The following is a 25,044-nucleotide window of genomic DNA, read 5'->3' as shown; positions in this document are numbered from 1 at the left end:
AGGTGAGAATCATGGGCGCTCTCGACTGGCCCGGGGGAGACTCGACCGCCGACCTCCCGGGTCTGTCTCGCCGGAGCGTGCTCGCCGGCGGGCTGGGCATCGGTGCGGGGCTGCTCTTGGCGGGATGCAGCAGTTCGAGCTCGTCGTCGAGGAGCCCGGCCGCATTGCCGAGCGCGCTCCCCGGGGGGACTCCGGTACCCGGCGGAACGCTGCGAGTGGGTGTGGCCAGTGGCGGGCCGAGTGAGAACCTCTTCCCGGGAACGGCTGCGGTCGGTCCCGATTTCATTCGTGTCGCCCAGCTCTTCACCCCGCTGTTCTACGCGGGGTCAGGTGACAAGCTGTTCCCGCTGGAGCCGGGCCTGGCACTCAGTGCGGAGCCTAACGCCGATGCGACCTCGTGGACCTTCCGCCTTCGTGACGGCGTGACCTGGCACGATGGGAAGTCCTTCGGCGCCCACGACGTCGTCTACGACCTGCGGACCTGGATGTCCGATCCGGCGACGAACTACGGGGCCGGCTTCCTCCTGGGGCTGGTCGACTTCGCGAACGTCAAGGCGGTCGACAAGCTGACGGTGCGGGTTCCCCTGAAGCGTCCCTACGCCCAGTTCCCGACGCTCTTCACCCACTACAACCTCTGGATCACGCCCGAGGGCAAGACCCCGGCCGAGATCGCCCGGAACCCGATCGGAACCGGGGCGTTCAAGTTCCAGTCCTTCACGGCCGGCAAGCAGAGCGTTCTCGTCCGCAATCCGAATTTCTGGGACGCGCCGAAGCCGTACTTCGAATCCGTCGTGGTCGAGTCGTCGTTCAGCGACAGCACGGCGATGGTGAACGCGCTGCTCGCCGGCTCCATCGACATCGCGTCCTCGCCCGACTATGCGGTGGCGGCACAGCAGAGGTCCAACCCGAAGGTGGTCCTTCTGGAGTCGAAGAGCGCGTACGCGCAACCCGTCTTCGCGATGCGGGTCGACCAGGGGCCCTTCGCCGACGTCCGGGTTCGGCAGGCGTTCAAGTACCTCGTGAACCGCCAGCAGCTCATCGACAGCGCGGCGGCGGGCTTCGGGCACGTCGCCTACGACCTCGTCGGGCCCGGCAACCAGTACTACGCAACGGATCTCAAGCGGGAGTTCGACCCCGACAAGGCCCGAGGCCTGTTCAAGGCGGCCGGTGTCCTAGGCGAGACGTTCGTGCTGCCGAGTCCGCCGATCATCGGTCTGGACAAAGCGGCAACCGTCCTGGCCCAGCAGGCGAAGGCCGCGGGCGTGAACGTCCAGGTCAAGACGACGTCTCCGGCGACGTACTGGACCCCGGCCGAGCAAGTGTACGTTCGGCCCTTCGCCGTGGACTACATCTTCGCGTTCGCGTCGCTGGCCGGCGTCTACTCAGCTCATGTACTGCAGGACGCTCCGTTCCGTGACACGTGGTGGGGTAAGCAGTCGCCGGGTGGGCGGCAGGCGAACGATCTCATCCTGCAAGCGATGGCCACTTTGGACGAGACCAAGGCCGCAAGCCTCTGGCGCGAAGTCCAGCAACAGCAGTTCGACGAGGGCGGCTATCTCTGCTGGAGCAACCAGCCCTGGCTTGACATCGTCAGTCCCAGGCTTCGCGGGTTGAAGCAGACGGGGGGCATCAACCTGAACGTCTCGCGGTTCAGCGACGGCTGGTTCGCCAAGTAGGGCGTGGATCGGTGATGTGGGACCGGAACGATCAGTGAGGACCATGGCATGACGACCGATGTTGCTGCACCTCATGCCGCACCGGGGTCATCCGGCCCGCGGGCGCGGCGGCTTCGATGGCCGGGGCCGCCCGTGGTCGGGTTCCTGGGCCGACGCTTGGCGGCTGGACTGCTGACGGTGTTCGTCGTCTCGGTACTGGCATTCGTCTGCACGAAAATCCTGCCGGGCGACACGGCCGAACTGGTTCTGGGGCGCAACGCCTCACCACGAGCCCTGGAAGCGATGCGTGAACGGCTCGGGAGCAACGATCCACTTGTGTTGCAGTACTTCCATTGGCTGCGCGGCCTGTTGACGGGTGACTTCGGGGAGTCTGCCGTCGCTCTGGCCCAGTACCAGGGCAACGCATCGATCTCGGCCACGCTGGGCGACCCGCTCGTCAACAGCCTGGTGCTGGGCGGGCTCACCGCGGCACTGCTGGTGCCCCTGACGATGGTCCTCGGCGCCATCTCCGGTGTGCGCGCCGGCAAGCTCACCGACCACCTCATCTCCGGTCCGTCGCTGGTGCTCGGCGGTCTTCCCGAATTCGTCACGGGAAGCCTGCTGATCGCCGTCTTCTTCACCTGGCTGCAGTGGTTGCCGCCGGTCTCTCTGGTCTCCCCGGGCGCGTCGCCCTTCGGGCAACCCGACGCTCTCGTGCTTCCGATCCTCACCTTGCTGATCGTCACGGTCGGATCCGGCACCCGCCAGGTCCGGGCCGGGGTCATCCAGGCCCTGACGACGGACTACGTGCTCTACGCCCGGCTCAACGGAGTGCCCGAGAGCCGGGTGCTTCGCCGGTACGCCCTGCGCAACGCGCTGGCGACGAGCGTGCAGACCATCGCTCAGAACCTCCAGTATCTGGCCGGCGGGATCATCATCGTCGAGGCGCTCTTCACCTACCCGGGCATCGGCAACTACCTGCTCAATGCGGTGAACACCCGGGACACCAACGGGGTTCTCGCGGCCTCGATGATTCTCGCCGCTCTGTACACGGTCATCAACATCGTCGCCGATGTCGTTGTGGTGTTCCTGGTGCCCAAGCTCAGGACGGAGATGCTGTGACCGCGCCGAAAGCAGTCCTGATCCGGGCCCAGACGATCAGGCGTCCACGATCACCGCGCGCATTGCGAAGCGTGCTTCGCTCGTGGGGTGGCCGCATCGGCCTCGTGCTGCTGGGTGTGGTCGTCCTCATGGCCTTCTTCGGCCCGCTCGTCGCTCCGCACGACCCCACCGAGACCCTGGGCGTCCCGGGTGCGCCGCCGAGCCCGGACTACGCGCTGGGTCTCGATTCGATCGGTCGTGACGTGTTGAGCCGGCTGCTCAACGGCGGACGCTCGACGCTCCTCATGGCAGTCGGCGCAACGATTCTCACGTACGCAGGGGGTGTGGTCGTCGGGCTGGTGGCGGGAATCTCCCGGTCGTTCCTCGACGCGTTCTTGATGCGCGGGATGGATGTCCTTTTGTCCATGCCGGCGTTGCTGGTGGTCCTGCTGCTGCGTACCGGGCTTGGGAACAACTCGGCGGTCCTGATGAGCGCTACGGCGCTCGTCCTCATCCCAGGGGTTGCGCGCATCACCCGTTCCGCGGCACTCGGGGTGTCGACGACGGGTTATGTCGAGGCCGCGATGGCACGGGGCGAGCCGAAGGCCTCGCTTCTCATCCGCGAGGTGCTGCCGAACATCCGGGGCACCCTCATCGCCGATGTCGGCCTGCGGTTCAGCTGGGCGATCATCGTGATCGCGAGTGTGAACTTCCTGGGGATCGGCCTGGAGCCACCGTCCGCCGACTGGGGCCTGATGGTCTCCGAGAACCGCGTCATCATTGGATCGAACCCGTGGTCCGTCGCCGGTCCGGCCGCGGTCCTCGGCCTCTTGGTCATCGGACTCAACCTCATCGGTGACTCCTACGTCCGCAACTCCGACCGTTCAGAGGAGTCTTCATGAGTTTGCTGGCGCTGGAAGGGCTACGCGTGTCGGTGGGCGACGACTTCATCGTCGACGACGTCGATCTCTCGCTCGAGGAAGGCGAGATCGTGTGTCTCGTCGGAGAGTCGGGATCGGGTAAGACCACCGCGGCGCTTGCGGCGTTCGGCTGGTGCGCACCCGGTCTTCGCATCGAGGGCCGGGTCTCGATCGCGGACTCGGACGTCACCGCCCGCTCCCGGGCTCGGTCCGTGCGCGGAGACCTGATCTCGTACGTACCCCAGAGCCCTGGCACTGCGCTGAACCCGGCGCACCGGGTGCTGGACACTTTGAACGACATGGTTCGCAGTGCGCCTCGAGCACCGGGCGGCGAGGACGTGCTGCTGGGCAGCTTGGCCGCGGTCGGCCTGACCCCAGAGCGTCAGTTCGGACGCCGGTTCCCGCACCAGCTGTCCGGCGGTCAGCAGCAGCGGGTCTGCATCGCCGCCGCCCTGGCGTCGCAGTCGAAGGTGATCGTGCTCGACGAGCCCACGACGGGACTCGATGTCGTCACGCAGGCCAAGATCCTCGAAGGCCTGGTACAGCTGCGCGACGAGGAGTCCGTCGCGATGCTCTACATCACGCATGATCTCGCCGTAGCGGCCAAGATCGCGGATCGGATCGTCGTCATGTACGGCGGATATGTGGTCGAACAGGGGAGCGCCTTCGAGGTCCTGAGGCGCCCCAGGCACCCGTACACCCGTGCGCTGATGGCCGCGACTCCGGATCATCGGATCTCGCGAGAGCTCGAAGCCCTCCCGGGCGGCCCGGTCGACCTCCGGAACCGGACCGCCGGTTGCGCGTTCGCGCCGCGCTGCGGGCAGAAGGTCGAGTCGTGCGAGCTCCACCTGCCGGCGCTGTCGCAGATCGGGGACGCCCATCTCGTTCGCTGCACGGAGTCGCTCCGCACGCCGGCTCTCGACTTGACCCTGGCCACGCCAGCGGCCTCCCGTGTGAAGGCCGACGCGGCGCCAGTGCTCGAGGTCACGCACCTGGAAGCACGTCATGCGACGAGGTCGGAATCCATAGTTGCGGCGCGCGGCATCTCGTTCTCCGTTCAGCCGGGTCAGTGCGTGGCACTGGTCGGCGAGTCCGGCAGTGGCAAGACCACCATCGCGCGCTCGGTCGTCGGCCTGCACCGGCACTGGTCCGGCGCGATCCGCCTTGATGGCGAGGAGGTCGCGCACGCCACGAAGGATCGGACGCGCAAGCAACTTCAACGTGTCCAGATGGTCTTCCAGAATCCGGCGGACACCCTGAATCCCCGCCATTCGGTGGGTGCCGCGATTTCACGTTCGGCGATGGTACTCAGGGGACTGAGCCGGACTGAGGCGGGTGCGGAGGTCGAGCGGCTGCTGGAAGCAGTCCGCCTTCCTGCCCGATACGCCGAGCGGTACCCAGGGGAGCTCTCCGGTGGGCAGCGGCAACGGGTCTCGATCGCCCGCGCGCTGGCGGCCGATCCCGGACTGATCGTCTGCGACGAGATCACCTCCGCCCTGGACGTCTCGGTTCAGGCGGTGGTGCTTGATGTCCTCGACGACTTGCGTCGGTCGGTTGACCTGTCCCTGCTCTTCATCACCCATGACTTGGCCGTGGTCTCCACGATCGCCGACCAGGTCCTGGTCCTGGAGCAAGGGCTGATCTGCGAGTCGGGGCCGGTCAGAGGGGTTCTCGACCAGCCCAAGAGCGACTACACCAGGCGTCTTCTCGCGGCAGCGCCCAGCCTGTCCGAGCAGACCGCCGACCACGCGTTCAAGCCCTAAGGCCCGAAGCGAAGAATGTGCGTGCGAGGCGAGGGACGCCCGTCGAAGGGATCACCCACCTGCCTATGGTTAAATGTCGACAGTCGATGAGGGAACAAAAACAATGGTGAGTCTTCCGCAGATTCCGCAGACAACACAGGCGGACGAGGCTGTCGTGATTCTTAGAGAGGCGATCCTCTCGGGTGTTCTGAAGCAGGGCACGCCCTTGCGTGAGATTCAGTTGGCAGATGGCCTGGCCATCGGACGTGGGCCTCTTCGCGAGGCGTTGCTCCGTCTGGAGGAGGAGGGCCTTGTCCAGCGCGAGGCGTATCGCGGATCGTTCGTGGCGGAAGTCGGCGTCGATACGATCACGGAGATCGAAGAGTTGCGCACCGTCCTGGAGCCGTTCGCCGCGTTCGCGGGGCTGCGCCGCTTGCGCGAGGGGCCTGTTCACGACAACCTGGTCGCGGCGGTCGAGTCGCTCGAGCGTGCCGCTGCGGAGCATGACTACAAAGGTGGCGTGGAAGCGCACCTGGCGGTGCACCGCGCCATCTACGAGGCATCGGACAACCAGGTTCTGATCGGGATCTGGTCGTCGTGGCAGAACCAGATGAGGCTGTTCATGACGCTGGAGCACCGCAGACTCGGAGATCTGAGAGAGATCGCCATGGGGCACCGGCTCCTGCTCACCACCCTGGAGTCCGGAGACCGACGCGCGATACGCCGCGGGTTCGCCGAGCACATTCGACCGGAGTGGGTGGCGGCCGACTTCGACCAACTGCGGTCGAACGACGGCGACAACAACCGCTGATCGTTTGCAGCGTGGATCGTTGCTTCGCAACGAACTGCCAACGGCGACGGCGCGCCGCCGTTGGCAGTTCGCTCTGTGAGGAATCCGAGTGATCCGTAGTTTGTTCAACGATGGCCGGCAGGTCAGGTCGAAGGTCAATTTTTCGCTGAGCTTCCCGTGAAGTGGCAGCGCCGTCGCCTACTTCCCGGGAGCCGTCTTCGAATATCGCAAGATTTTCTCCGCGCACGAGGATCGCCGTGGCAAACGAGTTTTCCTGGAGTTCGACGGCGTTTACCGGGACGCTGTGATACTTCGCGGGTCTCTCGGACGGCGGCCTGGGTGACGGACTCGCCGAGGTCGATCGCGCCTCCTGGGAGCGCCCAGTTGCCGTTGTCGGTGCGGCGGATCAACAGGAGCTCGCTCGCGTGGTTGGTCACCGCGACGTTCACCGAGGGGACGAGACTGTTCGCCTGCGGTGCGGCCGGATCATCGAAGTAGTGGTAACGGCGACTCATGATCGTTCCACCTGTATTGGTTGGCGCCAGCATCCTCCAGACAAACCGCGTGCAAGAGGTCCTGGCCCATAATGACTTCACCGTATATGCGGAGTCCTCATTCCGGTTTAGGTGTCCGGCAACGGGCAATCCCGCAGAGCATGGCGTCCAGTGGTAGGACCGCCACTGGCGTCGACGGTCCGTCGAGTGAAATTCTGCTTTTCTGTGTAGGGTGCGGAATCTTGTCGTTCGCCGTGGACGGCAGAGAGTACGAAATCGACTTGAACGAGAAGAACGTGAGCAAACTGCGGAGCAGCTTGCACGCTTACATGGAGAGTGGTCGCCGGCTCAAGGGAACTCGGCGCGGAAAGGCTTCATCCCACAAGGGCGCTAGCGGCCGTGAACGCTTCGCTGAGATCCGCGAGTGGGCGAAGAACCACGGCATCAAGGTCAGCGATCGTGGCCGCATTCCGCTTAACGTGATTGAGCAGTACGAGGCTGCGCACTAGCTTCAGCTCCGGCTAATTCCGAGATGGGCTGCCTTCGGGACTCATCTGCTCGCGCTCGCTGCACCGCGCCTGCTCTCTGCGGTAAATTTCGCGATTGCGGCTCGATCTCATCGACAAGTAACGGCTGCGGGGACGGGCGTAGGCGGCACTCATCGAGAAACGTTGCTGATAGATGTCGCCGAAACCACCCGATCGTCTTGCCTTGTTCCCGCTGCAAGGCCGGCGGGCCTGGTCTACCAGGTGAACACCATGCGGCTGTCGTGTTTGATGATGTGCAGTCCGGCGGGAAGGTGCTCGTCGGGTGTGTCGGCGGGATGGATGGTTATGTGCGGCTGGGCGTCTGGGGCAGCGTTCCAGGCGCGGATGTGCTGGGTGGTGCGTTCGGCGAGTTCGGTGCCGCGGGGGCCGTGGCCGATGGCTCCGACTTCCCAGCGGGATGGTGGTCCGGCGGTGACGCGCCGGGAGGTCAGATAGGCGAGCGAGTTGTTTTCGGCGAGCGCGGGGTTGACGGGGGTCGCGGAGGTGGCGCGTCTGCTGCGTACTGCGGTGTCGTCGGCCTTGATCCGACCCCATGCCCAGCATGTTGCCTTGACCACGGTGGACCAGGCGAGCGTTGATCGCCCCCCGGGCGGCGCTGGCGAGAGGGGTTCCCTTCGGGCGCCGTCCTGGGGCCTGGCCGTGGCGTGCTCAGCCGCGGGAAGTCAGTCATGACCGGCCGCCTTGGCTGCTCTGGCCCGCGCTCTTCCCGCCCTGCCCAGAGCGGCGAGGGCAGTTCTGATCGTGGCGAACCGCTGGAGGTGCATGTGGAGATCCTCAGCGTCGGTGGCCAGGAAGGCGCTGCCCTCCGAAGGGCGCAGGTCCTGATCATCCGCGATCTCCTGCAGTGGGCGGCCGACGAAAACACCGACACCACCTGAATACCCCAGTAGCCCTGCGGTCAGGCGGCAGCATGCGCGGGGCGCCGTCGTACCGCACTCAGGAGTCGTGTAATGAGTGCACACATCGACGGGACGCCCTACCCGGGCGGAGCGCGCTTTTCCGAAGAACCCATCACGATCACTTCTCGTCCAGGACGGGGTACCACACAGGCGGCCAGCCTGGTCGATCCATTCGATGGGCTGCGGGTGGCCTGGTGCGGGCGTACCTCCACCGACGACATGCGGGATCCCACCCTGTCGCTGCCCCGGCAGTTGGATAACAGCCGCCAGGCACTGCCAGCCGGGGCACTCATGGTCGCCCACTTCTACGGCATCGAATCGGGCCGCAAGAACCTCGAAGACCGCGGGCGCGGCACCGCCCACACCCGCTTCCACATCCCCATACCCCGCGACGGCGGCATCCAGGACCTGCTCGCCGAAGCCACCCGACCCGACCGGCGCTTCGACGCGGTGGTGTGCGAATCGATCGACCGGATCTCTCGCCGCACCTTTACGGCACCAAGATCGAACACGAGCTGGAACAAGCCCGCATTCCGCTGTTCGCTGCTGACGAGCCCATTACCCTGACCGGCAAACGCGCCACCGCGATCCTCACCCGCCGCGTCAAGCGGCCGGCCTGGGATGGCGATCCCGAACACCCTGACCCGGGCACGCGCCGTCCACCGATCCTGCGGGGCTTCACCTTCCACGAGGGGCGGCACACCCAGCGAACCTGGCTCGCTGAAGATGGCATTCCCGATGTGGCCCATGCTGCCCGGGATGACCGACGTCTACGAACATGTGACGCCGCCGATGAGGGAACAGGTCCTGCGGGCGCTGCAGCGGCGGTGGGAGACCTCACTGCTGGCCCTGCGATCCGACGAGCGGGACCGGCTCATCGCGGCCCTGCCACAGACGGACAGACTCATCGGTAAACTGCAGACGAGGCACCAGGCCGAGGCGACGGGCGAGAAGATCATCGCCCAGATATCGCCCAACCAGGCCTGAGGCCTCGCTCGTCAACAACACAAGCAGGGCCTCTGACCTGCGCTGACGCGTGGTGGGCGATACTGGGATTGAACCAGTGGCCTCTACCGTGTCAAGGTAGCGCTCTCCCACTGAGCTAATCGCCCGTTCCGCGGCCTCCGGGGGAGGTACGGGTTGAGGTGGAGACGGGATTTGAACCCGTGTACACGGCTTTGCAGGCCGTTGCCTCGCCTCTCGGCCACTCCACCAGAAGGAGACCTCTGAGTCATAGCCGGAAAGGCCCCTCAGAGCGGAAGACGGGATTTGAACCCGCGACCCTCACCTTGGCAAGGTGATGCTCTACCCCTGAGCCACTTCCGCGTGCGCCCTGCGGCGACGGAGGAAACATTAGCGCGTCCGGGGCCGTTCCCCAAACCGGTTTCCCGGCGGGCCGCGTCGCGGATGCTTCGGCGCGGGTCGAAGGACGGGTCGCTTAGGGTCGGTGGCATGGGCTCCGAACAGGTCGTGAGTGTCGATTTCGCGCCGGTGGCGGCGCTGCTCGCGGATCGGGCGCGGGCCGCGATGCTGACCGCGCTGCTCGACGGGCGGCCGCTCGCGGCGGGGGAGCTGGCGCGGACGGCGGGGGTGAGCGCGCAGACGGCGAGCGCGCATCTGGCCCGGCTGCTGGACGGCGGGTTCGTCACGGTCGTCAAGCAGGGGCGGCACCGGTACTACCGGTTGCGGGGCAGCGAGGTGGCGCAGGTGATCGAGGCGCTGTCGCGGATCAGCCCGCCGGTGCGGGTGCGGAGCCTGCGGCAGTCGCGGGACGCGCGGCGGCTGCACGAGGCGCGGACGTGCTACGACCACCTGGCGGGCGTCGCGGGGGTGACGCTGTTCGCGGCGCTGGTCGACGGCGGCCTGATCGAGCCGGCCGGCGGCGACGCCTACGAGGTGACCGAGAAGGGCGAGGACCGGCTGGCGGTGCTGGGCCTGGACCTGGCGGCGCTGCGGCGGGGGCGGCGCAGGTTCGCCTGGCACTGCCTGGACTGGACGGAGCGGCGGCCGCATCTGAACGGGGCGTTGGGGGCGGCGCTGACCGAGCGGATGATCGAGCTGGGCTGGTTCGAGCGGGGGCCGACGCGGCGGGCGCTGGCCGTGACGGAGGCGGGCCTGGCGGGCCTCGCGGATTCGTTCGGGTGCGTGCTGGGGTGAGCTTCGCGTACGCCGGAGGCCTGCTGGCCACCGGTCTCGCCGACGTCACCACCGATCCGGCGGCGCTGGACTCGGCGGGCTGGTGGGCGGTGGTGCTGACCTATGAGGGGAAGGCCACGTGCGCCCGGTTCGAGACGGTGCGGCCCGCGCCGCACCCTGGGGGTGTGTGGGCGGGGACGGGGGAGTGGAGCACTTCCCTGGACCAGGCCGCCTACGTCGCAGGGGTCGAACGCATCCGCGAGGCCATTGCGGACGGGGTGGTCTACCAGGCGAACCTGTGCCGGGTGATGTCGGCGGAGCTGCCGCGAAGGGCCGACATCACCGGGTTGGGAGCCCGGCTCGCGGCCGGGCATCCGGCGCCCTACGCCATGACGCTGAAACTGCCCGGCCTCGAGGTCGCCTCCGCCTCGCCCGAGCTGTATCTGAGCCGGGACGGGGACGTGGTCGAGTCCCGTCCGATCAAGGGGACCGGACGGACGGCGGACGACCTGCTGCCCAAGGACCGCGCCGAGAACGTGATGATCGTCGACCTCGTCCGGAACGATCTGGGCAGGGTCGCCGAGACCGGCTCGGTGACCGTGCCGGGGCTGTGCGAGCTGGAGGAGCACCCGGGGCTCGTCCACCTGGTGTCGACGGTCCGGGCGCGGCTCGCCGGAGGCGGCTGGCCCGAGCTGCTCGCCGCGACGTTTCCTCCCGGTTCGGTGACGGGTGCCCCGAAGTCGAGCGCGCTGACCCTGCTCGAAGAGCTCGAACCCGTCCCGCGGGGGCCGTACTGTGGGGCCATCGGCTGGGTGGACGCGGACTCCCGGCGCGGTGCCCTCGCGGTGGGCATCCGGACTTTCTGGGCGGACGGCGGCCTGCTGCGGTTCGGCACGGGCGCGGGCATCACGTGGGGGTCCGACCCGCTCCGCGAATGGCGCGAGACCGAGCTGAAGGCGGCTCGGCTATTGGAGGTGGCTTCCGGTGACGGCGCAGGCCAGGATCTGGCTGAACGGGGAACTGGTCGACCCTGAACGGGCGACGGTGTCGGTCTTCGACCACGGGATGCTCGTCGGGGACGGGGTCTTCGAGACGGTGAAGGCGACGAACGGGGTGCCGTTCGCGCTGACCCGGCATCTGGCGCGGCTGGCCCGCTCGGCGGCCGGGCTGGGCCTGCCCGAACCCGACCAGGACGCCCTCGCCCAGGGCACCCTGGAGGTCCTCGCCGCCGCGCCGAAGTGGCCGCTGGCCCGCATCCGCATCACCTACACCAGCGGGCCCGGCCCGCTCGGCTCGAACCGGGGCGACGAGGGGCCGACCGTGTCGATCATCGCCGGGCCGCAGGCGCCGTTCCCGGCGACGGCGGACGTGACCGTCGTGCCGTGGCCGCGCAACGAGCGCGGCGCGCTGTGCGGCCTGAAGACCACGTCCTACGCGGAGAACGCCCTGGCCCTCGCCTACGCCGGCGAGCGCGGCGGGGGCGAGGCGATCTTCGGCAACCTCGCCGGGAACCTGTGCGAGGGGACGGGCAGCAACATCTTCGTCGTCCTCGGCGGCCGGCTGCTCACGCCGCCGCTGTCGTCCGGCTGCCTGGCCGGGGTGACGCGGGCGCTGACGCTGGAGTGGTGCGGCGGCGAGGAGGAGGACCTCGCGCTGGACGACCTGTACCGGGCGGAGGAGGCGTTCCTGACGTCCACGACCCGGGACGTCCAGCCGATCCGGGCCGTGGACGGGACGGTCCTCCCGGCGGCCCCCGGCCCGATCACCGCCAAGGCCGTGGAGGCGTTCGCCGCCCGCTCCGCGGAGCTGATGGACCCCTGAGCCGGAGAAAATGATCTCCAGGGCCTTTACGTGATCGATTTCTTCGTTCACGTTCGAGGGTGACGCTTGTAGGAGGTCACCCATGGTCTTCTCCAGTAGGGGCTTCTCCAGGAGGCGGATCGGCGCGGCGGCCGCGCTCGTCATGGCGGGCGCGGTGCTCGCCGGGTGCGGCGGCGGCGGATCCCCGACGGATCCCGACCGGGGCAAGGACGCCAAGAGCTTCTCCCTGACCATCACCCGCAACGCGATCGAGGGCGGCAAGAACACCGAAGAGGCCGAGTGGATCACCAGGACGGTGATCCCGGGGTTCGTCGCGGCGCAGAAGGCCAAGGGCGTCACCGCGAAGGTGACCTTCCGCGGCCAGGGCGTGGACGACGAGGCCTACAAGACGAAGCTCGCCCTCGACCTGAAGTCCCGGTCGGGCGCCGACATCATGGACATCGACGGCATCTGGGTCGGCGAGTTCGCCCAGGCCGGCTACATCGCGCCGCTGCCGGAGGTCGTGGGCTCCCCGGCGGACGCCTGGGAGGGCTGGACGCAGATCCCTGGATCGGTCCAGAAGCTGGCGATGTTCGATGGCAAGCGCTACGGAGTGCCGCCGCAGACCGACGGACGCCTGATCTTCTTCAACAAGAAGCTGTTCGCGCAGGCCGGGCTGCCGGCCGGCTGGCAGCCGAAGACCTGGCAGGACGTCCTCGCGGCGGGCCGCGCGCTGAAGAAGGTCCCCGGCGTGACCCCCGTCCAGCTGAACGCGGGCACCGCCATGGGCGAGGCGACCAGCATGCAGGGCGCGCTGCCCCTGCTCGCCGGCGCCGGCGCCGAGATCTACGCGGACGGCAAGTGGACGAGCGGCGGCCAGGCCGTCAAGCAGGTCCTCGGCCTGTACGCGCAGATCTACGGCGCCGAGGGACTCGGCGATCCCAAGCTCCAGCAGGAGGCCAAGGGACGCGACAAGTCGTTCGAGGAGTTCGCCGCGGGCAAGATCGGAATCCTGTTCGAGGGCGACTACTTCTGGCGGGACGTCCTCAACCCGAAGACCGGCGTCGCGAAGATGAGGACCCGCGACCAGGACGTCGGCTACGCGCTGATCCCCGCCGTCTCGCCGGGCAAGGGCGTGCGCGGGCAGTCGTTCGTGAGCATGTCGGGCGGATCGGTCACCGTCCTGAACCCGAACACCGAGTACCCGCAGCAGGCGTTCGAGCTGCTGGCGTTCATGAACTCGCCGGAGATGGTGAAGGCGCGGACGGCCGGCACGCCCGAGATCACGTCCCGGACGGACGTCAACACGGAGATTCTCGCGGGCGACCCGTTCCTGAGGTTCGTGTCGGAGAAGGTGCTCCCGGTCACGTCCTACCGCCCGGGTCTCGCCGTGTATCCGCAGGTGTCGACGGCTCTGCAGGAGGCCACCGCCGCCGTGGTGTCGGGCAAGAGCCCGGACCAGGCCGCCGCCGAGTACGCCAGGAAGCTCGAAGGGATCGTCGGTGGCGCCGCCCACGTCGCCCCGCGCTGACGTCACGGTCCCGGCCGCGCCGTCCGCCGGGGACGACGCGGCCGGGCTGGGCAGGGGACGCGCCGCCGCGTTCGTCGCGCCCGCGCTGGTGCTCATCGCGGTGTTCCTCGTCTTCCCGGCGCTCTGGACGCTCTACCTGGGCGCGACCGACTACCGGCTCACCGGCATCGCGGCCAGCGAGCCGCAGGTGACCGGGACCGCCAACTACCGGGAGGCACTCGGCGACGGGGACTTCCACCGGTCGCTCTGGCTGACGCTCCAGTTCGTGCTCGGCTCGGCGGTGATCGGCCAGACCGTCCTCGGGTTCGCGATCGCGTGGGTCATGCGCGACCGGTCAGGCCTGGTCAGGCGGCTGGTCGAGGGCCTGGTCCTGCTCGCGTGGATCCTGCCGTCCTCGGTCATCGCGTTCCTCTGGATCGCGCTGCTCGACCGCGACGGCGGCACCCTCAACGCCCTGCTCGGGACGCCGGGCACGGCGTGGCTGCTCGACCATCCGATGGCGTGCGTCATCGTGTTCAACGTCTGGCGCGGCACCGCGTTCTCGATGATGCTCTACGGCGCGGCGATCGGGACCGTCCCGCCGTCCCATCTGGAGACGGCGCGGCTCGCGGGCGCCTCCACCTGGCAGACGCTGCGGGACGCGGTCCTCCCGCGCATCCGCGGGCACGTCCTGACGAGCCTGCTGCTGATCAGCCTGTGGACGTTCAACGACTTCACCCCGTTCCTGATCACCGCCGGCGGCCCGGACGGGCGCTCGGAGATCATGTCGGTGTACGTGTACCGGACGGCGCTCGGCGACGGCCGGCTCGGCTTCGGCGCCGCCGTCTCGCTGCTGATGATCCTGATCAACCTGGTGATCGCGCTGGTCTACCTGCGGGCCCTGCGCGCCCGCGGGACGAAGGAGGCCGCCGCGTGAACGAGACCGTCCGGGAGGTGCTCCGCAGGCTCGGGCTGGCCACGTTCGTCTCGGCCGTCCTCGGGTTCTTCGCGCTCCCGCTGCTCTGGCTGGCGTTCGCGCCGTTCGACGCGAACCCGGGCATCGCGGCGTCGGTGCCCGAGTTCACCCTGCACAACTTCCAGGTCCTGATGGACAACCCGTACGCGCTGGCCTCGCTGCGCAACTCGGTGCTGCTGGCGGCCGGGACGGCCGCGCTCGTCGTCACGTCCGCGGCGCTCGCCGCGTACGCGCTGAGCCGGGTCCGGGTGCCCGGGCGGGACGTGCTCCTCTACGTCCTGCTCCTGCTGTCGTCCATCATCACCGGCACCGCGGCGATGGTGCCGGTCTTCCTGCTGGCCTTCAACCTGCACCTGATCGACTCGCGGCTGGGCGTGGTCCTGGTGCTGACCGGCGGGCTGCTCCCGGCGGCGATCTTCCTGCTGAAGGACTTCACCGACGCGACGCCCACGTCCTACGAGGAGGCCGCGCGGGTGTTCGGGGCGTCGCCGCTGCAGATCCTGCGGCACGTGGTCGTCCCGGTCATCCGGCCGGGCCTCGCCACCGTCACGGTGTGGACGGTCGCGCAGGTCTGGGGCGACTTCCTGATGCCGTTCCTGCTGCTGCGCGATCCGGACAAGGCGCCCGCCTCGGTGATCATGTACACGTTCTACACCGAGGGCGGCCAGCCGGACCTGGCCTTGATCTCCACCTTCTCGCTGCTGTACTCCCTGCCGGTGGTGCTCATGTACCTGTTCGTGAGCCGCCGGTACGGGTTCCGCTTCCACGGAGGGATCAAGCGCTGATGCCGGGCATCACCATCCAGAAGCTGACGAAGGTCTACCCGGGGGGCGTCCTGGCGCTGGACGCCCTCGACCTCGACGTGGCGGACGGCGAGTTCTTCGCGCTGCTCGGACCGTCCGGCTGCGGCAAGACGACGCTGCTCCGCACCATCGCGGGCCTGGAGGCGGCGACGCGCGGCACGATCGGCATCGGCGACCGGGACGTGACGCGGCTCCAGCCGGGACGGCGCGGCGTCGGCATGGTGTTCCAGGACTACGCGCTGTTCCCGCACATGACCGTCAGGGACAACGTCGCCTACCCGCTGCGCATCGCGAAGATGGGCCGCGCCGAACGGTACCGGCGCGCCGCCGACGCGATCGGGCAGCTCGGCCTGAAGGAGCTGACCCACCGGCGGCCCGGGGAGCTGTCCGGGGGCCAGCAGCAGCGGGTCGCGCTGGCCCGGGCCCTGGTGGCGAACCCGGACGTCCTCCTGCTGGACGAGCCCCTGTCGAACCTGGACGCCCGGCTCCGGCTGGAGGCCCGCACGTTCCTCAAGCGGTTCCAGTACCGGTTCGCCGTCACCACCGTCTTCGTCACGCACGACCAGGCGGAGGCCCTGGCGCTCGCCGACCGGATCGCGGTGATGGAGAAGGGCGTGATCCGGCAGATCGGGACCCCGGCCGAGGTGTTCCGGCGTCCGGCCAACCTCTTCGTGGCCTCGTTCATCGGCTCGACGCCCATGAACCTGCTGCCGGGGACGGTCCGGAACGGGCTCGTCGCCGTCGGCGGCACGGAGCTGCCCCTCCCGGACGAGGCGCGCGGGCTGGTGCGGGACGGGGAGGAGGTCGTGTACGGGGTACGTCCCGAATATATGGATTTCAGCACCGAGCCGGAGGACGCCGCACTCGGCGGGAGGGTCTCCGTCGTGGAGAACCTCGGCGGCTCTTCGCTCGTGACCCTGGACGTGGACGGCGAGTCCGTGCGGGTCGTCGTGGGGGAGGGGTTCGAAACGCGGCCCTACGCCGAGGGGTGGGCGCGTCCCCGTCCCGGGCGCGTCCTGCTCTACCGCGACGGCGAGCTGGTGACGGGCGGCGCCGGGACCGGGCGGGCGGATGCGCCCTTGGCGAAGGACGGGGGAGCCGGATGACCGTGCACCGCGGACGCTGGAGCCTGGAGGACCGTCTCGAACAGGGGTTGCGCGCACTCCCTTTCGACGTCCCCTCGGGCACGGCGTCGGTCACGGTCGAACTCTCCCACGACGGCGGTGTCATCGACCTCGGCTGCCATGGCCCCGAGGGGTTCCGCGGCTGGTCCGGCGGGGCGCGCCGCCGGTACACGGTGGGTGCGGAGTGGGCGACGCCCGGCTACATCCCTGGGGAGCTCGAACCGGGCACATGGCACGTCTGGCTCGGCCTGCACCGGATACCACCTGACGGCGTTCCCTACGAGGTCACCATCACGACCTCTGGGGCGTCACCGCGGCGGTCGGACGATCCACCACCGCCGCGGCCCGAGCGTCCGCCGCGCCGCGGTCTGCCCGCCCCGGACGGGTTCCGGTGGCTCGCGGGCGACCTGCACTCGCACACCGTCCACAGCGACGGCACGCTCACCGTCCACGAGCTGGCGTGCCTCGCCGCGTCCCGCGGGCTGGACTTCCTGGCGGTGACCGACCACAACACCGTCAGCCACCATCCGGAGCTGGCCGCGGCCGGGGCGCACGCGGGCGTCCTGCTGCTGCCGGGCCAGGAGGTCACCACCGACCTCGGGCACGCCAACGTGTTCGGCCCCACCGGCTGGGTCGACTTCCGGCGGCCGAGCGCCGACTGGGCCGCGTTCGCCCGCGCCCGCGGCGGGCTCATGTCGATCAACCACCCGCTCAGCGGCGACTGCGCCTGGCGCCGCCCGCTGCCCGCGGCCGACCGGCCGCGGTTCGCCGAGATCTGGCACTCGTCCTGGTGGGACCGGCGCTGGGGCGCCCCGCTGGCCTGGGCCGACGTGTGGCGGCCCGAGGGCGTGGTCCCGCTCGGCGGCAGCGACTTCCACGACCCGGCGCAGCACAAGACCCTCGGCGAGCCCGTCACCTGGGTCCTGGCCGAGGGCGAGGACGTGCTGGGCGGGCTCGCGGCCGGCCGGACGTCGGTGTCCGCCGCGCCGGACGCGCCCGTCCTGCTGCGCGACGGCGGGGAGCTGGTCGCGATCGGCGCGGACGGGACCGTGCTCGTCCGCCCGGACGGGCGGCGCGCCGCCGTCCGCGGCGACCGCGTCCGGGTCCCCGCGGACCATCCGGGCATGCACCGCCTGGAGACCCACGAGAACGAGGTGATCGCACTGTGCGGGTAGGCAGGCCGGAAGAGCGTCCCGAGATCGTCGTCGTCCCCCACACCCACTGGGACCGCGAGTGGTACCTGCCGTTCCAGCGGTTCCGGCTCCGGCTGGTGTCGCTGCTCGACGGCGTCATCGACGGGATGGAGGCCGATCCCCGCTGGCACTTCACGCTGGACGGGCAGATGGCGGCGGTGGACGACTACCTGGACATCCGCCCCGAACGGCGGGAGCGGCTGGCCGCGCTCGTCCGGGAGGGCCGGCTCGCCGTCGGGCCCTGGCAGATCCTGCACGACGAGTTCCTGTGCTCGGGGGAGAACATCGTCCGGAACCTGGAGCTCGGCATGCGGCGCGCGGAGGAGCTGGGCGCAGCCATGATGGTCGGCTACCTGCCCGACCAGTTCGGGCACTGCGCGCAGACGCCGCAGATCCTGCGGCTCGCGGGGATCGAGCACGCGTGCCTGTGGCGCGGAGTCCCCGACCGGGTCCGGACCCGCGCGTTCGCCTGGGAGGCCCCGGACGGGACGGCGATCCGCACCCAGTACCTCCCCGAGGGCGGCTACGGGAACGCCGCGTCCATGTTCGAGGAGTTCGGGAACGGCGCGTCGCTGCTTCCGGGGCGCGCCGCAGGCTTCGCCGAGTCGATGGGCCGCTGGTACCCCGACGGAGGCCCGCTGCTGGCCATGTACGGGGCCGATCACACCGCGCCCGCCCCCGACCTCGCCGACCGGGTCGCCTCCGCCGGGCTCGGCATGCGGCTGGACACCCTCGCCGGCTACTTCGCGGGGGAGGAGCCGTCCGTCGACGGCCTCCCGCGCATCCGGGGCGAGCTGCGGTCGCACGCCCGCGCGAACATCCTGCCCGGCGTGCTCTCCGCACGCGTCCGGCTCAAGCAGATGATGGGACGCGCCGAGCGCCTCGTGGAGCGGTACGCCGAGCCGCTCGCCGCGCTCTGGTACTCCGGGGACGCGCAGCGCTTCCTCGACCTGGCCTGGCGGCGCCTCATCGAGGCGAGCTGCCACGACTCGGTCACCGGCTGCGGCAGCGACGAGACCGCCGAGCAGGTCGCCGCGCACATGGCCGAGGCCGAGCAGCTCGGGCGGGCCGTCTGCGACCTCGTCACCGCCGAGCGGGCCGCCGCGGTGCCGCTCGGCTCCCACCTGGTGTTCAACCCCACCCCGGCCGCCCGGACGGGCCTGGTCGTCCTGGACGTCCCGTGCGACGGGGAACCCGGGCTGGTGACGGGCGACGGGCGGCCGGTGCCCGTCCAGACGCTCGACGTCGCGCCGACCGTCCTGGACGACGCCGTCCACCCAGCCTCCGCGCTGCCGATCCTGCTGGAGCGGGTGTACGGGCGGGTGCTGTTCGGGCAGGAGATCCGCGACTGGTCGGTGTCCCGGGAGGACCGCACGCTCACCTTCCACGTGACGGCGCGCGCCGGCGTCCCGTTCGACATCGGCGACGTCCGGGAGGCGCTGCGCGGCGCGGACGGGGAGTGGCGCGTCCGGATCCTGGCGGACCCGCGCCGCACCGTCGCCGCACTCGTCGACGTGCCCGCGCTGGGGCTGACCACCGTCCGGCCGGTTCCCCCGGCGGGGCCCGCGGAAGGGCCGGTGCGGGCCGAGGGGAACATCCTCGACAACGGCCTTCTGCGCGCCGAAGTGCGCGACGACGGCAACCTCGTGCTGCGCACGCCGTCCGGCCACGTCGTCGAGGGCGTCGGGCGGATCGTGGACGGCGGCGACCTCGGCGACTCCTACAACCACGCTCCGCCCGCCGCCGACACGATCATCGGCGACCCGGGGACGGTGGCCGTCCGCCCGGTCTCCGAGGGACCGCTCGTCGCCGCGCTCGACATCGTCCGGACGTACAGCTGGCCCGCCTCCGGCGACGTGCCGGGCGACGCCCGCTCCGAGGCCACGGAGGACGTCACCGTCACCACCCGGGCCGAGCTGCGCGCGGGCGAGCCGTTCCTGCGGCTCCGCGTCACGTTCGACAACCGCTGCGACGACCATCGCGTCCGGCTGCACCTGCCCCTGCCGCGCCAGGCGGACACGTCCTTCGCCGAAGGGCAGTTCGCGATCACCGAGCGGGGGCTGACGGCCGAGGGCGGGTTCGGGGAGCGGCCCGTGCCGACGTTCCCCGCGTCCGGGTTCGTCGCCGCGGGCGGCCTCGCCGTCCTGCTGGAGCACGCCACCGAGTACGAGGTCACCGGCGGCGGGCGCGAGATGGCCCTCACCCTGCTGCGCTCCATCGGCTACCTGTCCCGGGACCGCAACGCCTACCGCGACCAGCCGGCCGGGCCGCAGCTCCCGACCCCCGGGGCGCAGTGCCGGGGCGAGCGGACGGTCGGCCTGGCGGTCATGCCCTACACCGGCGAACGGCCCGGCGCCGATGTGCTCCGGGCGGCCGAGACCCACCGCCACGACCTGCTCACCGCCCCCGGTTACGGCCACGCCACCGCGCCCGCCCCGGCCTCCCGGGAAGGGATCGCGATCACGGGCGACGGTGTCGTCATGACCTCGCTCCGCACCCGCGACGGCTGGATCGAGACGCGCATGGTCGCCCAGTGCGCGGAGCCCACCACCGCCGTCCTGCACGGGGACTTCACCGAGGGCACCCGCGTCGACCTGCGCGGACGGCCCGGCGTCCCGCTCGACGTGCACGACGGTACGGCCGCCCTGGCGCTGCGGCCCTGGGAGATCGCGACCGTCCGGCTCCGGGCGTCCTAGCGCGCGGCCTTCGCCGTCCCGCGCCGCCGCTGCGCACCGGTGCCGCCGACCGCCCGCACCCGGGCCGGGGCGGTCTCCGCCGGGTGCGCGGCGGCGGCCGCCATGGCCGCGCCGACGATGCCGGCGTTGTTCACCAGCCGCGCCGGGACGATCTCCGCCCGGACGCCCTCGATCAGCGGCACGAAGTGCTCCGACCGCCGGCTCACCCCACCGCCCACGATGATCAGGGAGGGGGAGATCAGCGCCTCCAGGTGACGCATGTACGTGCCGAGCCGCCTCGCCCACTGCTCCCAGCTGAGACCGCGGTCGGTGCGCGCCTTCGCCGACGCGCGGACCTCGGCGTCCTTCCCCTTGATCTGGATGTGCCCGAACTCGGTGTTCGGGACGAGGACGCCGTCGGTGAACAGCGCGCTGCCGATGCCCGTCCCCAGCGTGAGCAGGACGACGGTGCCGCTCCTGCCGCGCCCGGCGCCGAGCCGCATCTCCGCGATGCCCGCCGCGTCCGCGTCGTTGAGCAGCGTGATCTCCCGCCCGGTCGCCTTCGCGATCAGCGACGCCGCGTCCAGCCCGATCCAGCGCTTGGACACGTTCGCCGCCGACAGCGCCACGCCGTCGATCACCACGCCGGGATAGGTGACGCCGACGGGACCGTCCCACCCGAAATGGTCCACGATCTCGGCGAGGACCTTCGCGACAGGCTTCGGCCTGGACGGCTGCGGCGTCGCCATCCGGAACCGCTCCCGGGTGAACTCGCCGGTCGACAGGTCCACCGGCGCGCCCTTGATCCCCGACCCGCCGATGTCGATCCCCAGCATCTCCCTTGCCATGCCTCCACTGTGCCCGATCCCCGCCGGGCTAAGAGCCCTCCGTGAGCTGGAGGCCGGCCACGCCGACCAGGATGAGGGCGAGGAACAGCAGCCGGGCGGGCGCCGTGCTCTCCCCGAACGCGACCATGCCGACGGCCGCCACGCCGGCCGCTCCCAGCCCGACGAAGACCGCGTAGGCGGTGCCGACCGGCAGGGTCCGCAGGGACACCGACAGCACGACGACGCTGAGCAGCGCCACCGAGAGCCCGATCACGGTCGGCCACAGCCTCGTCATGCCGTCCGATTCCTTCAGGGCCGCCGCCCACACCAGCTCCATCATCCCGGCGACCAGCAAGAACACCCACGCCATCCCGTCCTCCGGGCGCTAATAGGAGAAGTTTCCGCTTAGTGAGGTTAACTGGAGAAATCTCCGGATACAACTCCGTTACGCTGCCGTACTGTGCCGAGAGGGGGACGCGATGAGACAGCTGCCCGTCGTCGGCAGCCCGCCCGCCGAGCGCGCGGACGCCGCGCTCAACCGGCGCCGCATCCTGCGCGCCGCCGCCCGCCTCATCGAGGCCCGCGGGCCCGAGGCGGTCTCCATGGACGAGGTGGCGCGCGAGGCCGGCGTCGGCGTCGGCACCGTGTACCGGCGCTTCGGCGACCGGGCCCGCCTCGTCTACGCCGTGATCGACGACCGCGAGCGCGACTTCCAGACCGCCTTCCTGCACGGCCCGCCGCCGCTCGGCCCCGGCGCGGCCCCCGCCGACCGCCTCCGCGCCTTCCTGCACGCGCTGGCCGACCGCACCGACGCCCAGGCCGACCTGCTGGCCATGGCCGAGTCCGACCCGCCCGACGCCCGGTTCCGGGACGGCTCCTACGCCCTCTACCACATGCACCTGGCGATGCTCATCGGGCGGATCCGCCCGGCCGCCGACGCCGCCTACCTCGCCGACGCGCTCCTCGCCCCGCTGGCCGCGAACCTCTTCCTGTACCAGCGCCGCACGCGCGGCATGCCCCTCGACCGCGTCAAGGTCGGCCTGGACGCGCTCGCCACGGGCCTCCTCACGCCGGATGATTCCTGATCTGTCCGGCGAAACCCTTTATCGGAACGGCGGCGGGCCGTCAGACTGAGGGAGTGACTGACTTCGATCTTCTCGTGCTCGGGTCGGGACCCGGCGGGCAGCGCGCGGCCATCGCCGCCGCCAAGCTCGGCCGCAAGGTCGGCATCGTGGACCGCCGCGACATGATCGGCGGCGTCTGCATCAACACCGGGACGATCCCGTCCAAGACCATGCGCGAGGCCGTGCTGTACCTCACCGGCCTCAACCAGCGCGAGCTCTACGGGCAGAGCTACCGGGTCAAGGACGAGATCACGGTCGCCGACCTCGGCATGCGCACCCAGCACGTCATCGGCCGGGAGACCGACGTCGTCCGCAGCCAGCTCGCCCGCAACCACGTCTCGGTCATGCCCGGCACGGGACGCTTCCTGGAGCCCCACACCATCGGCATCACGGGCGCCGGCGACCGCGAGCAGAAGGTCACCGCCGACCGCATCGTGATCGCCACCGGCACCCGCCCGGCCCGCCCCTACACCGTCGACTTCGACGACCGGACGATCATCGACTCCGACGGCATCATCAACATGGACCGCATCCCGGAGACCATGGTCGTCGTCGGCGCAGGCGTGATCGGCATCGAGTACGCCTCGATGTTCGCCGCCCTCGGCACCAAGGTCACCGTGGTCGAGCGGCGCGAGCGGATGCTGGACTTCTGCGACCTGGAGATCGTCGAGGCGCTCAAGTACCACCTGCGCGACCTCGCCGTCACCTTCCGGTTCCGGGAGAGCGTCGCGTCCGTCGAGCGGATGGCGCACGGCGCGATCACCGTCCTGGAGAGCGGCAAGCGCATCCCCGCCGACACCGTCATGTACTCGGCCGGGCGGCACGGCATGACCGGCGACCTGAGCCTGGACGCGGCCGGCCTCGCCGCGGACCGCCGCGGCCGGATCAAGGTCGACGACGACTACCGCACCGAGGTCCCGCACATCTACGCGGTCGGGGACGTGATCGGCTTCCCGTCCCTGGCGGCCACCTCGATGGAGCAGGGCCGCCTCGCCGCCCACCACGCGTGCGGCGAGCCCGTCTCGGAGATCCACGAGACGCAGCCGATCGGCATCTACACCATCCCTGAGATCAGCTTCGTCGGCCGCACCGAGGACGAGCTGACCGAGGCCAAGGTCCCCTTCGAGGTGGGCGTCTCCCGCTACCGCGAGCTCGCCCGCGGCCAGATCATCGGGGACTCCTACGGAATGCTGAAACTCCTCGTCTCACCCGACGACCGCCGCCTCCTCGGCGTCCACGTCTTCGGCACCGGCGCCACCGAGCTCGTCCACATCGGCCAGACGGTCATGGGCTGCGGAGGCACCATCGACTACTTGGTCAACGCCGTCTTCAACTACCCCACCCTCGCCGAGTCCTACAAGGTCGCAGCCCTGGACGCGATGAACAAGATGCGCCACATCGCCCGCCTGTCCGGCTAGGACGGCCAGAGCAGGTTCTCCAGCTCGGCGTCGATGTCGATGAACTCGGTCTCTTCCCCCGCCGGCACCGCCTGGTACGTCCGGTGGAGGAAATCCGCCAGCGGCGACAACGGCACCTCGAACAACGCGTCGCCGAACGGCGACGACAGCGCGATGTTGAGTGAACCCTCGTCATCGGCCGGCCAGACCTCGACGTCCCCGTCCCCGACCTTGCGCACGATGCCGACCGTGAGGAGCTCCCGGGCGAAGATCCACTCCACCGGCTCGTCGTCGCCCACGTAGAAGGCCATGCGGATCGCGTACGGGTCGTCGGCCGCGTACTCCAGCCCCGCGAGCAGAGGAACGGTCGTGCGGTCGGGGACGACGAGACGAAGGCCCAGCTCTGCTGAGACGGTCGTACTGCTGTTCATGGCCATTCCCTCTTACGTCGGTCCCGCGGACTCGCGGGTACGCCGATGAGTGGTTCTCCCTCTCACGGACATCCCCGCGATCTATGACGCCTAACTGCCTGATCTCAGCCGAACATTCCGGCGTCCCCGGCGTTTGTGATCCATCTCACCGTAGCAAAACCCGCGTCTGACCTGGGCAAAAGCGGATCTTTCGCACACGCCCCCCGCCCCCCGACGCCCGTCCCGCACGCGCTTTGGGGCTCCCCACGCCCCCTTCGGCTCCCGTAAGGTAAAGCCGTGGCAATAGATCATGAAATGGAGGCCCCGCCGGAGGAGCCGGGCCTGTTCCACCGCTTCCGGGAGCGCGTCCGGCGCAACCCGCTCCTGAACACCGCCTGGCGCGCCGGCGTCTTCGCCGTCGGCGCCGCCGTCCTCGCCGGCGGCCTGGTGATGATGGTCACCCCCGGCCCCGGCCTCCTCGGCATCGTCATCGGCCTCGCCATCCTCGCCACCGAGTTCGCGTGGGCCCAGCGCGCCCTCCACCGCGCCAAGACCGCCGCGGACCGCGCCAAGGAAAAGGCCCTCGACCCCCGCACCCGCCGCCGCAACACCATCCTCGGCGCCCTGGGCGCCGTCCTGGCCGCCGGCGCCCTGGCCGCCTACCTGGTCGTCTACGGCCTGACCCTCCCCTGGAACATCGAAGACCCCACCTTCTGGACCTGACCCCCCACCAAACCGATGCGCATCCGCTCCCCAACATGCGCTAGAGTTTTCGACGTCGGCCCGCCGCGGCCGCCAGGGCGATTAGCTCAGTGGGAGAGCGCTTCGTTCACACCGAAGAGGTCACTGGTTCGAACCCAGTATCGCCCACCCAGGTCAGGAGCCACTTTCGGTACTCGGAAGTGGCTTGTCAGCGTTGA

25 protein-coding genes, 4 tRNA genes and 1 pseudogene are annotated in these 25,044 nt (G+C 70.0%); 22 read left to right on the top strand and 8 right to left on the bottom strand.

Annotated features, from left to right (window positions below; genetic code table 11):
- Positions 1-11: 11 nt before the first annotated feature.
- The 5 genes from K8Z49_RS09240 to K8Z49_RS09220 all read left to right on the top strand — a co-directional run bounded on the left by K8Z49_RS09240 (position 12) and on the right by K8Z49_RS09220 (position 6,229).
- Positions 12-1,676, top strand: coding sequence for an ABC transporter substrate-binding protein (locus K8Z49_RS09240; RefSeq protein ID WP_412518161.1), 1,665 nt, complete (start codon positions 12-14; stop codon positions 1,674-1,676).
- 48 nt (positions 1,677-1,724) lie between these two features.
- Positions 1,725-2,777 (top strand): ABC transporter permease, encoded by a 1,053-nt coding sequence (locus K8Z49_RS09235; RefSeq protein WP_412518159.1) that lies wholly within the window; start codon positions 1,725-1,727, stop codon positions 2,775-2,777.
- The gene (locus K8Z49_RS09230; protein WP_412518157.1) at positions 2,774-3,658 is read left to right on the top strand and encodes an ABC transporter permease; all 885 of its coding nucleotides are present in this window, start codon (positions 2,774-2,776) and stop codon (positions 3,656-3,658) included. The genes K8Z49_RS09235 and K8Z49_RS09230 overlap by 4 nt, the downstream gene beginning before the upstream one ends.
- A complete protein-coding gene (locus K8Z49_RS09225) occupies positions 3,655-5,439 on the top strand; it encodes an ABC transporter ATP-binding protein (RefSeq protein ID WP_412518155.1) in 1,785 nt (594 codons plus the stop codon). The genes K8Z49_RS09230 and K8Z49_RS09225 overlap by 4 nt, the downstream gene beginning before the upstream one ends.
- 73 nt (positions 5,440-5,512) lie before the next feature.
- Complete coding sequence (locus K8Z49_RS09220) at positions 5,513-6,229, top strand: GntR family transcriptional regulator (protein WP_412518153.1); 717 nt, start codon at positions 5,513-5,515, stop codon at positions 6,227-6,229.
- A gap of 290 nt (positions 6,230-6,519) precedes the next feature.
- Here the strand turns inward: K8Z49_RS09220 and K8Z49_RS09215 are convergent.
- Positions 6,520-6,723: pseudogene (locus tag K8Z49_RS09215) on the bottom strand (NUDIX domain-containing protein); the annotation flags it as partial.
- A gap of 221 nt (positions 6,724-6,944) precedes the next feature.
- Between K8Z49_RS09215 and K8Z49_RS09210 the strand changes: the two are divergent.
- Positions 6,945-7,211, top strand: a complete 267-nt coding sequence (locus K8Z49_RS09210) for a histone-like nucleoid-structuring protein Lsr2 (RefSeq protein ID WP_412518151.1) — start codon at positions 6,945-6,947, stop codon at positions 7,209-7,211.
- Between the two features lie 233 nt (positions 7,212-7,444).
- Here K8Z49_RS09210 and K8Z49_RS09205 read toward each other — a convergent pair whose 3' ends face one another.
- Complete coding sequence (locus K8Z49_RS09205) at positions 7,445-7,807, bottom strand: hypothetical protein (protein WP_412518149.1); 363 nt, start codon at positions 7,805-7,807, stop codon at positions 7,445-7,447.
- 111 nt (positions 7,808-7,918) lie between these two features.
- Here K8Z49_RS09205 and K8Z49_RS09200 point away from each other — a divergent pair, with 111 nt between their 5' ends.
- The 3 genes from K8Z49_RS09200 (at position 7,919) to K8Z49_RS09190 (ending at position 9,136) form a co-directional block, all read left to right on the top strand.
- Positions 7,919-8,128 (top strand): hypothetical protein, encoded by a 210-nt coding sequence (locus K8Z49_RS09200; protein WP_143118536.1) that lies wholly within the window; start codon positions 7,919-7,921, stop codon positions 8,126-8,128.
- Between the two features lie 72 nt (positions 8,129-8,200).
- On the top strand, positions 8,201-8,716 hold the full coding sequence (locus K8Z49_RS09195) for a hypothetical protein (RefSeq protein ID WP_412518147.1): 516 nt from the start codon (positions 8,201-8,203) through the stop codon (positions 8,714-8,716).
- A gap of 192 nt (positions 8,717-8,908) precedes the next feature.
- Complete coding sequence (locus K8Z49_RS09190; RefSeq protein WP_412518145.1) at positions 8,909-9,136, top strand: hypothetical protein; 228 nt, start codon at positions 8,909-8,911, stop codon at positions 9,134-9,136.
- Positions 9,137-9,186: 50 nt separating this feature from the next.
- On the opposite strand, the gene K8Z49_RS09185 is transcribed toward K8Z49_RS09190, so the two are convergent.
- The 3 genes from K8Z49_RS09185 to K8Z49_RS09175 all read right to left on the bottom strand — a co-directional run bounded on the left by K8Z49_RS09185 (position 9,187) and on the right by K8Z49_RS09175 (position 9,475).
- Positions 9,187-9,261: transfer RNA gene (locus K8Z49_RS09185), tRNA-Val, on the bottom strand.
- Between the two features lie 31 nt (positions 9,262-9,292).
- Positions 9,293-9,363, bottom strand: a tRNA-Cys gene (locus K8Z49_RS09180).
- Between the two features lie 40 nt (positions 9,364-9,403).
- Positions 9,404-9,475, bottom strand: a tRNA-Gly gene (locus K8Z49_RS09175).
- A 126-nt stretch (positions 9,476-9,601) separates the two neighbouring features.
- On the opposite strand from K8Z49_RS09175, the gene K8Z49_RS09170 reads away from it, so the two are divergent.
- The 9 genes from K8Z49_RS09170 (at position 9,602) to K8Z49_RS09130 (ending at position 20,387) form a co-directional block, all read left to right on the top strand.
- On the top strand, positions 9,602-10,306 hold the full coding sequence (locus K8Z49_RS09170; RefSeq protein WP_075021926.1) for an ArsR/SmtB family transcription factor: 705 nt from the start codon (positions 9,602-9,604) through the stop codon (positions 10,304-10,306).
- Positions 10,303-11,319, top strand: coding sequence for a chorismate-binding protein (locus tag K8Z49_RS09165; protein ID WP_412518143.1), 1,017 nt, complete (start codon positions 10,303-10,305; stop codon positions 11,317-11,319). Before K8Z49_RS09170 ends, K8Z49_RS09165 begins: the two co-directional genes overlap by 4 nt.
- Positions 11,270-12,106: an aminotransferase class IV gene (locus tag K8Z49_RS09160; RefSeq protein ID WP_412518141.1), complete on the top strand. Its 837-nt coding sequence runs from the start codon at positions 11,270-11,272 to the stop codon at positions 12,104-12,106. The genes K8Z49_RS09165 and K8Z49_RS09160 overlap by 50 nt, the downstream gene beginning before the upstream one ends.
- 82 nt (positions 12,107-12,188) lie before the next feature.
- Positions 12,189-13,616, top strand: coding sequence for an extracellular solute-binding protein (locus K8Z49_RS09155; RefSeq protein ID WP_244938606.1), 1,428 nt, complete (start codon positions 12,189-12,191; stop codon positions 13,614-13,616).
- Positions 13,588-14,532 carry a carbohydrate ABC transporter permease gene (locus tag K8Z49_RS09150; protein ID WP_021592833.1) on the top strand — a complete coding sequence of 315 codons (945 nt, stop codon included), beginning with the start codon at positions 13,588-13,590 and terminating at the stop codon, positions 14,530-14,532. The genes K8Z49_RS09155 and K8Z49_RS09150 overlap by 29 nt, the downstream gene beginning before the upstream one ends.
- Complete coding sequence (locus K8Z49_RS09145) at positions 14,529-15,356, top strand: carbohydrate ABC transporter permease (RefSeq protein ID WP_021592832.1); 828 nt, start codon at positions 14,529-14,531, stop codon at positions 15,354-15,356. Before K8Z49_RS09150 ends, K8Z49_RS09145 begins: the two co-directional genes overlap by 4 nt.
- On the top strand, positions 15,356-16,480 hold the full coding sequence (locus K8Z49_RS09140; RefSeq protein ID WP_412518138.1) for an ABC transporter ATP-binding protein: 1,125 nt from the start codon (positions 15,356-15,358) through the stop codon (positions 16,478-16,480). Before K8Z49_RS09145 ends, K8Z49_RS09140 begins: the two co-directional genes overlap by 1 nt.
- Complete coding sequence (locus K8Z49_RS09135; RefSeq protein WP_412518136.1) at positions 16,477-17,673, top strand: CehA/McbA family metallohydrolase; 1,197 nt, start codon at positions 16,477-16,479, stop codon at positions 17,671-17,673. Before K8Z49_RS09140 ends, K8Z49_RS09135 begins: the two co-directional genes overlap by 4 nt.
- Positions 17,664-20,387 carry an alpha-mannosidase gene (locus tag K8Z49_RS09130; RefSeq protein ID WP_412518134.1) on the top strand — a complete coding sequence of 908 codons (2,724 nt, stop codon included), beginning with the start codon at positions 17,664-17,666 and terminating at the stop codon, positions 20,385-20,387. Before K8Z49_RS09135 ends, K8Z49_RS09130 begins: the two co-directional genes overlap by 10 nt.
- Here K8Z49_RS09130 and ppgK read toward each other — a convergent pair.
- Positions 20,384-21,214 (bottom strand): polyphosphate--glucose phosphotransferase, encoded by an 831-nt coding sequence (ppgK, locus tag K8Z49_RS09125; RefSeq protein ID WP_083597793.1) that lies wholly within the window; start codon positions 21,212-21,214, stop codon positions 20,384-20,386. The two genes, K8Z49_RS09130 and ppgK, sit on opposite strands and share 4 nt — an antisense overlap.
- Before the next feature lie 28 nt (positions 21,215-21,242).
- Positions 21,243-21,563: a DMT family transporter gene (locus K8Z49_RS09120; RefSeq protein ID WP_021598702.1), complete on the bottom strand. Its 321-nt coding sequence runs from the start codon at positions 21,561-21,563 to the stop codon at positions 21,243-21,245.
- Between the two features lie 109 nt (positions 21,564-21,672).
- Here K8Z49_RS09120 and K8Z49_RS09115 point away from each other — a divergent pair, with 109 nt between their 5' ends.
- Both K8Z49_RS09115 and sthA read left to right on the top strand, forming a co-directional pair.
- On the top strand, positions 21,673-22,278 hold the full coding sequence (locus K8Z49_RS09115; protein ID WP_412518131.1) for a TetR/AcrR family transcriptional regulator: 606 nt from the start codon (positions 21,673-21,675) through the stop codon (positions 22,276-22,278).
- A gap of 53 nt (positions 22,279-22,331) precedes the next feature.
- Positions 22,332-23,735, top strand: a complete 1,404-nt coding sequence (gene sthA, locus K8Z49_RS09110; protein WP_412518129.1) for a Si-specific NAD(P)(+) transhydrogenase — start codon at positions 22,332-22,334, stop codon at positions 23,733-23,735.
- Here sthA and K8Z49_RS09105 read toward each other — a convergent pair.
- Positions 23,732-24,145: an SsgA family sporulation/cell division regulator gene (locus tag K8Z49_RS09105; protein WP_024934859.1), complete on the bottom strand. Its 414-nt coding sequence runs from the start codon at positions 24,143-24,145 to the stop codon at positions 23,732-23,734. The genes sthA and K8Z49_RS09105 overlap by 4 nt on opposite strands.
- A 276-nt stretch (positions 24,146-24,421) precedes the next feature.
- Here K8Z49_RS09105 and K8Z49_RS09100 point away from each other — a divergent pair, with 276 nt between their 5' ends.
- Together K8Z49_RS09100 and K8Z49_RS09095 are read left to right on the top strand one after the other, a co-directional pair.
- Positions 24,422-24,847, top strand: a complete 426-nt coding sequence (locus K8Z49_RS09100; RefSeq protein WP_412518127.1) for a TIGR02611 family protein — start codon at positions 24,422-24,424, stop codon at positions 24,845-24,847.
- A gap of 75 nt (positions 24,848-24,922) precedes the next feature.
- Positions 24,923-24,994, top strand: a tRNA-Val gene (locus K8Z49_RS09095).
- The last annotated feature ends 50 nt before the right edge of the window (positions 24,995-25,044 follow it).

This window comes from Actinomadura madurae, assembly GCF_047130825.1.
Classification (GTDB): Bacteria; Actinomycetota; Actinomycetes; order Streptosporangiales; family Streptosporangiaceae; genus Spirillospora; species Spirillospora madurae.
The sequence above is the reverse complement of the archived record's forward strand: the minus strand, read 5'-3'. Positions and strand labels throughout refer to the sequence as shown.

Excerpts from the sequence above, each read along its gene's own strand:
- K8Z49_RS09240 (WP_412518161.1), top strand. The coding sequence starts at position 12 with ATGGGCGCTCTCGACTGGCCCGGGGGAGACTCGACCGCCGACCTCCCG.
- K8Z49_RS09235 (WP_412518159.1), top strand. The coding sequence starts at position 1,725 with ATGACGACCGATGTTGCTGCACCTCATGCCGCACCGGGGTCATCCGGC.
- K8Z49_RS09225 (WP_412518155.1), top strand. The coding sequence starts at position 3,655 with ATGAGTTTGCTGGCGCTGGAAGGGCTACGCGTGTCGGTGGGCGACGAC.
- K8Z49_RS09220 (WP_412518153.1), top strand. The coding sequence starts at position 5,513 with ATGTCGACAGTCGATGAGGGAACAAAAACAATGGTGAGTCTTCCGCAG.
- K8Z49_RS09200 (WP_143118536.1), top strand. The coding sequence starts at position 7,919 with ATGACCGGCCGCCTTGGCTGCTCTGGCCCGCGCTCTTCCCGCCCTGCC.
- K8Z49_RS09195 (WP_412518147.1), top strand. The coding sequence starts at position 8,201 with ATGAGTGCACACATCGACGGGACGCCCTACCCGGGCGGAGCGCGCTTT.
- K8Z49_RS09190 (WP_412518145.1), top strand. The coding sequence starts at position 8,909 with ATGACCGACGTCTACGAACATGTGACGCCGCCGATGAGGGAACAGGTC.
- K8Z49_RS09170 (WP_075021926.1), top strand. The coding sequence starts at position 9,602 with ATGGGCTCCGAACAGGTCGTGAGTGTCGATTTCGCGCCGGTGGCGGCG.
- K8Z49_RS09155 (WP_244938606.1), top strand. The coding sequence starts at position 12,189 with ATGGTCTTCTCCAGTAGGGGCTTCTCCAGGAGGCGGATCGGCGCGGCG.
- K8Z49_RS09140 (WP_412518138.1), top strand. The coding sequence starts at position 15,356 with ATGCCGGGCATCACCATCCAGAAGCTGACGAAGGTCTACCCGGGGGGC.
- K8Z49_RS09135 (WP_412518136.1), top strand. The coding sequence starts at position 16,477 with ATGACCGTGCACCGCGGACGCTGGAGCCTGGAGGACCGTCTCGAACAG.
- ppgK (WP_083597793.1), bottom strand. The coding sequence starts at position 21,214 with ATGGCAAGGGAGATGCTGGGGATCGACATCGGCGGGTCGGGGATCAAG.
- K8Z49_RS09120 (WP_021598702.1), bottom strand. The coding sequence starts at position 21,563 with ATGGCGTGGGTGTTCTTGCTGGTCGCCGGGATGATGGAGCTGGTGTGG.
- K8Z49_RS09115 (WP_412518131.1), top strand. The coding sequence starts at position 21,673 with ATGAGACAGCTGCCCGTCGTCGGCAGCCCGCCCGCCGAGCGCGCGGAC.
- K8Z49_RS09105 (WP_024934859.1), bottom strand. The coding sequence starts at position 24,145 with ATGAACAGCAGTACGACCGTCTCAGCAGAGCTGGGCCTTCGTCTCGTC.